This is a genomic window from Streptomyces recifensis (genome assembly GCF_002154615.1).
GTDB classification, from domain to species: domain Bacteria; phylum Actinomycetota; class Actinomycetes; order Streptomycetales; family Streptomycetaceae; genus Streptomyces; species Streptomyces griseoluteus.
Window position 1 is genome coordinate 1 of record NZ_MUNH01000111.1, and the last position, 6,527, is coordinate 6,527.

Below are 6,527 nucleotides of genomic sequence, written 5' to 3' on the forward strand. Positions count from 1 at the left end.
CCGGGTGGGCCGGGTCGTGGTCGCGGGGGTGTTCGCCGCGCTGATCGTGTTCGCCGGGGCCTGGGGGTCCTGGGGGACCGCGCAGCACGCGATGCTGCCCAAGGGGCGCGAGCGCGGCACGCTGACGGTGACGGACTGTCTGCCGGACCACTGCGCGGGCACGTTCAAGCCGCTGTCGCCGGGCGCCACCGCGCGGCCCTCCGTCCGCATCGAGCGGTCGGTGGTGGTGCGCGAGGGGCACAGCTACGACGTCGTCCTAGAACCCGGTACGGACCTCGCCGTGCGCGCGGGCGTCTCCGGTGTCCTGCTGGCCTGGCTGCCGCTCGGCGGCGCGCTGCTGCTGGCCTCGGTGGTGGTCGCGGGCGGCATGCGGATGCCCCGGTCGGCCTGGGTGCTGGGCCTGGCGGGCGCGGGCCTGCTGACGGCGGCCTTCGTGCTGTCCTGAGAGCCGTCCCGAGAAGGCCGTCCCGAGAAAGCCGTCCAGCGGAGGCCGTCCTGATACGCCGGTGCCCCCGGAGCAGGCACGCTCCGGGGGCACCGCCGTACCTGCCGCGGGTCAGCCGGTGTTGCGCAGGCCCGCCGCGACGCCGTTGACGGTGAGCAGGAGGGCGCGGCCCAGGGTCGGGTCGGGCTCCTCACCGGCGGCGGCCGCGTCGCGCTGGCGCTTGAGCAGCGCCACCTGGAGGTAGGAGATCGGGTCCAGGTAGGCGTCGCGGATGCTCAGGGTCTGCCGCAACTCGGGCTGTGCGGCGAGCAGTTCGTCCTCGCCGGTGATGCGCAGCACCTCGGCGACGGTCAGCTCGTGCTCGGCCCTGATGGTGTCGAAGACGTGCTTCAGCTCGTCGGGGACGAGCGTGTCCACGTAGTGCTGGGCGATGCGCAGGTCGGTCTTGGCGAGGGTCATCTCGACGTTGGAGATGAAGTTCCGGAAGAAGTGCCACTGCTCGTGCATCTCACCGAGCACGGTGTCCAGACCGGCCTCGCGCAGGGCCTTCAGCCCGGAGCCGACGCCGAACCAGCCGGGGACGATCTGCCGGGACTGGGTCCAGCCGAACACCCACGGGATGGCACGCAGTCCGTCCAGCGAGACGCCCGAGCCGGGGCGGCGCGAGGGCCGCGAGCCCAGGTGCAGCTCGGCGAGCTGGTCGACCGGCGTGGAGGCGAGGAAGTACGTCGGCAGGTCCGGGTCCTCGACGAGCCGGCGGTAGGCGGCGTGGGCGGCGTCGGAGACGACGTCCATGGCCGCGTCCCAGCGGGCGAGCGCCTCGTCGGACTGGCGGGGCGCGGTGTGCAGGGCGGACGCCTGGAGGGTGGCGGCGACCGTCAGCTCCAGGTTCTCCCGCGCGAGGGAGGGGATCAGGTACTTGTCGGAGATGACCTCGCCCTGCTCGGTCACCTTGATCTCGCCCTCCAGGGTGCCCCAGGGCTGCGCGAGGATCGCGTCGTGCGAGGGGCCGCCCCCGCGGCCGACGGTGCCGCCGCGGCCGTGGAAGAGACGCAGCCGTACGCCGTAGCGGTGGGCGACGTCGCGCAGCCGGCGCTGGGCGCGGTGGATCTCCCACTGGCTGGTGGTGATGCCGCCGAACTTGGAGGAGTCGGAGTAGCCCAGCATGACCTCCTGGACGTCCCCGCGCAGGGCGACCAGGCGCCGGTAGGACGGGTCGGAGAGCATGTCCTCCAGGATGGTGTCGGCGGCCTTCAGCTCGTCGGTGGTCTCCAGCAGCGGCACGATGCCGATCTTCGCCCAGCCGGCGTGCAGGTCGAGCAGTCCGGCCTCGCGGGCCAGCACGGTCGCCGCGAACACGTCGTCGGCGCCCTGGCACATCGAGATGATGTACGACTCGACGACCTCGGGCCCGAAGACCTCCAGCGCCCGCTTGACGGTCTGGAAGACGCCGAGGGTCTTGGCCGCGGCCGCGTCGACCGGGGCCGGGCTCGGGGCGAGCGGGCGGCGCGAGCGCAGCTCCTTGGCGAGCAGCTTGGCGCGGTACTCGCGCGGCATGTCGGCGTAGCGCCAGGACTCCTCGCCGAGCCGGTCGAAGAGCTGGCCGAGGGCGTGGTGGTGGGCGTCGGCGTGCTCACGGACGTCCATGGTGGCGAGCTGGAGGCCGAAGGCGGCCAGGGTGCGGATGACGCGGTCGATGCGGCCGTCGGCGAAGAGGGCGCCCCGGTACTCGCGCAGGGAGGTCTGGATGATCCGCAGGTCGGCGAGGAGCTCGGCGGTGCCGAGGTAGTCCCGGCCCTCCTCGTGCGGGGTGTTGCGGGCCAGGCGCTGCTTGGTGTTCTCCAGCTTCTGCCGGATCGCGGTGGCCTTGAGCCGGTAGGGCTCCTCGGCGTTGAGCCGCTTGTAGCGGGGGCTGATCTCCGGCAGGCGCTCCAGGTCGGCCTCCAGGGATTCCAGGAGTTCCCCGGTGGCGCCCGCGTAGCGGATGGAGTTGGAGAGCAGGCCGCGGAGCTGGTCGATCATCTCCAGCGCGTCGTTGATGCCGTGCTCGTGCTGGAGGATCAGCACGTCCCAGGTGACCTGGGGGGTGACGTTGGGGTTGCCGTCGCGGTCGCCGCCGATCCAGGTGCCGAAGGTCAGCGGGCGGGTGTCGGGCGGCAGGGTGACGCCGACCCGCTCCAGCTCGGCGGTGAGGTCCTCCAGGACGTCCCCGACGGCGTCGGCGTGCAGCTCGTCCAGGTAATAGATGGCGTTGCGGGCCTCGTCGGTGGGCTCGGGGCGGACCACGCGCAGTTCGTCGGTCTGCCAGACGAGGTCGATGTTCTCGGCGAGCCGTACGTCGTGGCGGCGGCGGTCGGAGTCGAGGACGGGGGTGTCCAGGAGTTCCGCGATCCGGCGCAGCTTGTTGAGGACCGAGCGGCGGGCGGCCTCGGTGGGGTGGGCGGTGAAGACCGGGCGCACGTTGAGGTTGCGGACGGTGTCCCGCAGGTGCTCGGGGTCGGCGTCCTTGAGCCGGTCGGCGGTGCGGGAGAGCAGACCGCCCTCGGTGGCCCTGCGGGCGCGCAGCTCGCGGCCGCGGTGCACCTGCTCGGTGACGTTGGCGAGGTGGAAGTAGGTGGAGAAGGCGCGCACCAGCTTGGCGGCGGTCTCCAGCTCGGTGCCGCGCAGCAGCTCGGCCGCGGCTTCGCCGTCCTCGCGGGTCAGGCGGCGGACCTTCTCGACCAGTTCCAGCAGCTCGGGGCCCTCCTGGCGGACGAGGGTCTCGCCCAGGAGATCGCCCAGGCGCCGGATGTCGGCGCGCAGCGCCTGGCCGTTCGTGGTGGTCTGGTCGTCGACACTGCTCACAGGTGCGGCTCCTTGCGGTGTTGAAGCTCATCCGGCGGGAACCCGGACACCCATCCATCACACGGCAAAACGCCGCATACCGGCCGGAACGTCCGGGAAGTAAACAGAGCGGACCGCGCTGTCCGACCGCCTCCAAGGATAGGTCGCCCGGTGGACGCGCAGGATCTCGGGCTCTTGCCGCCGGCCGAACCGCTGACATACTTACGACGCCGTAGGTTACGGAACCGTAGGGACGTACCGTCCGTTCCGTACCTGTCCGGTACCCCCTCGACCCCCGCCCTCGACCCCACAGGGGACGCGCATGACCTCAAGTAGTTCCGATGTGATCGACGAAGTCCGCACCGACGGCGCCACCGCCACGCTGGGCGGCGAGCAGAAGCGCTCGATCGAACAGATCGCGCTCCTGGTGTTCATCGTCGTACCGTTCCTGGCCCTGCTCGCGGCCGTGCCGCTGGTGTGGGGCTGGGGGGTGAGCTGGCTCGACCTGGGCCTGCTGGTGTTCTTCTACTTCCTGGGGTGCCACGGCATCACGATCGGCTTCCACCGCTACTTCACCCACGGCTCCTTCAAGGCGAAGCGGCCGCTCAGGATCGCGCTGGCGATCATGGGGTCGATGGCGGTGGAGGGGCCGCTCGTGCGCTGGGTGGCCGACCACCGCAGGCACCACAAGTTCTCCGACGCCGAGGGCGACCCCCACTCGCCGTGGCGGTTCGGGGAGACGCTCCCCGCGCTGATGAAGGGCCTGTGGTGGGCCCACATCGCCTGGATGTTCGACGAGGAGCAGACCCCGCAGGAGAAGTACGCGCCGGACCTGGTCAAGGACCCGGCCATGCGGGCGATCTCCCGCCAGTTCGCGCTGTGGACGGCCGTCTCGCTGCTGCTGCCCCCGCTGATCGGCGGGCTCGCCACGATGTCCTGGTGGGGCGCCTTCACCGGGTTCTTCTGGGGCTCACTCGTCCGGGTGGCCCTGCTGCACCACGTGACGTGGTCGATCAACTCGATCTGCCACGCGGTGGGCAAGCGCCCGTTCAAGTCCCGCGACCGCTCGGGCAACGTGTGGTGGCTGGCCGTGCTGTCCTGCGGCGAGTCCTGGCACAACCTGCACCACGCGGACCCGACCTCCGCCCGGCACGGCGTGGAGCGCGGGCAGATCGATTCCTCGGCCCGGATCATCCGCTGGTGCGAGAAGCTGGGCTGGGCCTATGACGTGCGCTGGCCGTCCCGCTCGCGCATCGATTCCCGGCGCACCGACGACGAGGGTTCCTCCCGGCGCGGGAAGGCTGCCGCGAAGGCGGCATGATTGACGGCGTGGCCACCGACTCCAGCAGCACCCCGAGCAACGACAAGACGCGGCGGACCCGCCGGACCCGGATGACCGGTGCGGAGCGCCGCCAGCAGTTGCTGGAGATCGGCCGGACCCTCTTCGCGGCGAAGGGCTTCGAGGGCACGTCGGTGGAGGAGATCGCGGCCAAGGCCGGGGTCTCCAAGCCGGTGGTGTACGAGCACTTCGGCGGCAAGGAGGGGCTGTACGCGGTCGTGGTGGACCGGGAGATGCGGTGCCTGCTCGACATGGTCACCGGCTCGCTGACCGCCGGCCACCCCCGCGAGCTGTGCGAGCAGGCCGCGTTCGCGCTGCTGGACTACATCGAGGAGTACACGGACGGTTTCCGCATCCTCGTCCGCGACTCCCCCATCCCGCAGTCCACGGGCTCCTTCGCCTCGCTGATCTCCGACATCGCCACCCAGGTGGAGGACATCCTGGGCCGCGAGTTCAAGAACCGCGGCTTCGACTCCAAGCTGGCCCCGCTCTACGCCCAGGCCCTGGTCGGCATGGTCGCCCTCACCGGCCAGTGGTGGCTGGACGTCCGCCGCCCCAAGAAGGCCGAGGTCGCCGCCCACCTGGTCAACCTCGCCTGGCACGGCCTGGACGGCCTGGAACAGAAGCCCCGCCTGATAGGCCACCGCAAGAGCTAGCCCTCTAGGGCTTCACCGCCACCGCGAACAGGCGCCGGAAGGGCAGGACCGTGCCGTGGGGGGCCGCCGGGTACGCCTCGCGGAGCAACGCGCGGTACTCGCCGACGAAGGCGTCCCTCGCTTCCGGGTCGTCGGCCAGCGCGGTCAGGGCCGGGCGCAGGCCGGTGCCCTTGACCCAGTCCAGGACCGGGTCCTCACCGGGCAGCACGTGCTGGTACGTGGTCTGCCAGACGTCGGTGGCACAGCCCAGGCGGGCGAGGTGGTCCAGGTAGACGCCGGGGGCGTGGACGGAGTCGGGGGCGCGCAGGACGCCGGCCAGGCGGGGGGCCCAGCGGGGCGTGGCGGCGAGTTCGCGCATCAGGGTGTGCAGCGGGGCGTCGGTGTTGTCCGGCACCTGGAAGGCGAGGACCCCGCCGGGCTTCAGCGCGCCGGTCCAGTCCGCGAACCGGTTCAGGTGGCCCGGCACCCACTGCAGGGTGGCGTTGGAGAACAGCAGGTCGTGCGGGCCCTCGGGAGTCCAGGTGCGGGCGTCGGCGGAGGCGAACTCCAGCGCGGGCTGCTCGGCGCGGGCCCGCTCCAGCATCTCGGGCGAGTTGTCGTACCCGGTGATCCGGGCGCCGGGCCAGCGTTCGGCGAGCAGCGCGGTGGCGTTGCCGGGGCCGCAGCCGATATCGGCGATCCGGGGCCGCCCGGAGGGCAGTCCGGGGACGCGGGCCAGCAGATCCACGAACGGGCGCAGCCGGTGGCCGGAGTGACGGAGGTACTGGGCGGGGTCCCAGGAGGGCGTCGTCATGCAGGCAACCTTCCCGAAGAGAGTCTCTTGATGTCAAGATACTCAGCTTCAAGAGACTTCACGTCGACACAACCACTACACTGATCTCCATGGAGGACGAGGTCGATCGGCTGGTCGCAGCGTGGCGCCGGGAGCGCCCTGACCTCGACGTGGAACCACTGGAAGTGCTGAGCCGGGTGAGCAGGCTGGCCCGGCACCTGGACCGCGCCCGACGGCTCGCCTTCTCCGAGCACCAGCTGGAGCCCTGGGAGTTCGACGTGCTGACCGCGCTGCGCCGCGCCGGCACCCCGTACCAGCTCTCCCCCGGCCAGCTGCTCACCCAGACGCTGGTCACCTCGGGCACGATGACCAACCGCATCGACCGGCTGGCCAAGAAGGGCCTCGTGGAGCGGCTGCCCGACCCCAGCGACCGGCGCGGTCCCGGCCGGTGTCGGTCAGCCGCACCAGCACCCCGCGCCGGTCGCCGCGGTC

General features: G+C 71.7%; 6 protein-coding genes. 4 read left to right on the plus strand and 2 right to left on the minus strand.

Going from position 1 to position 6,527, the window contains the following annotated elements; all coding sequences use genetic code 11:
* A partial coding sequence (locus CCN33_RS07115) for a hypothetical protein (protein ID WP_425275832.1) occupies window positions 1–445 on the plus strand: 445 nt, incomplete at its 5' end.
* A 111-nt stretch (window positions 446–556) separates the two neighbouring features.
* Here the strand turns inward: CCN33_RS07115 and ppc are convergent.
* On the minus strand, window positions 557–3,289 hold the full coding sequence (gene ppc, locus CCN33_RS07120) for a phosphoenolpyruvate carboxylase (protein ID WP_086692361.1): 2,733 nt from the start codon (window positions 3,287–3,289) through the stop codon (window positions 557–559).
* A 301-nt stretch (window positions 3,290–3,590) separates the two neighbouring features.
* Here ppc and CCN33_RS07125 point away from each other — a divergent pair, with 301 nt between their 5' ends.
* Entirely contained in the window at window positions 3,591–4,589 is a 999-nt protein-coding gene (locus CCN33_RS07125; protein WP_086692363.1) for an acyl-CoA desaturase, read from the plus strand.
* Window positions 4,586–5,263: a TetR/AcrR family transcriptional regulator gene (locus CCN33_RS07130; RefSeq protein WP_086692365.1), complete on the plus strand. Its 678-nt coding sequence runs from the start codon at window positions 4,586–4,588 to the stop codon at window positions 5,261–5,263. The genes CCN33_RS07125 and CCN33_RS07130 overlap by 4 nt, the downstream gene beginning before the upstream one ends.
* 4 nt (window positions 5,264–5,267) lie before the next feature.
* Here the strand turns inward: CCN33_RS07130 and CCN33_RS07135 are convergent, their stop codons facing one another.
* On the minus strand, window positions 5,268–6,056 hold the full coding sequence (locus tag CCN33_RS07135; RefSeq protein WP_086692367.1) for a trans-aconitate 2-methyltransferase: 789 nt from the start codon (window positions 6,054–6,056) through the stop codon (window positions 5,268–5,270).
* An 89-nt stretch (window positions 6,057–6,145) separates the two neighbouring features.
* On the opposite strand from CCN33_RS07135, the gene CCN33_RS07140 reads away from it, so the two are divergent.
* Window positions 6,146–6,527, plus strand: a 382-nt coding sequence (locus CCN33_RS07140) for a MarR family winged helix-turn-helix transcriptional regulator (protein WP_086692369.1), incomplete at its 3' end; no start/stop codon positions are given.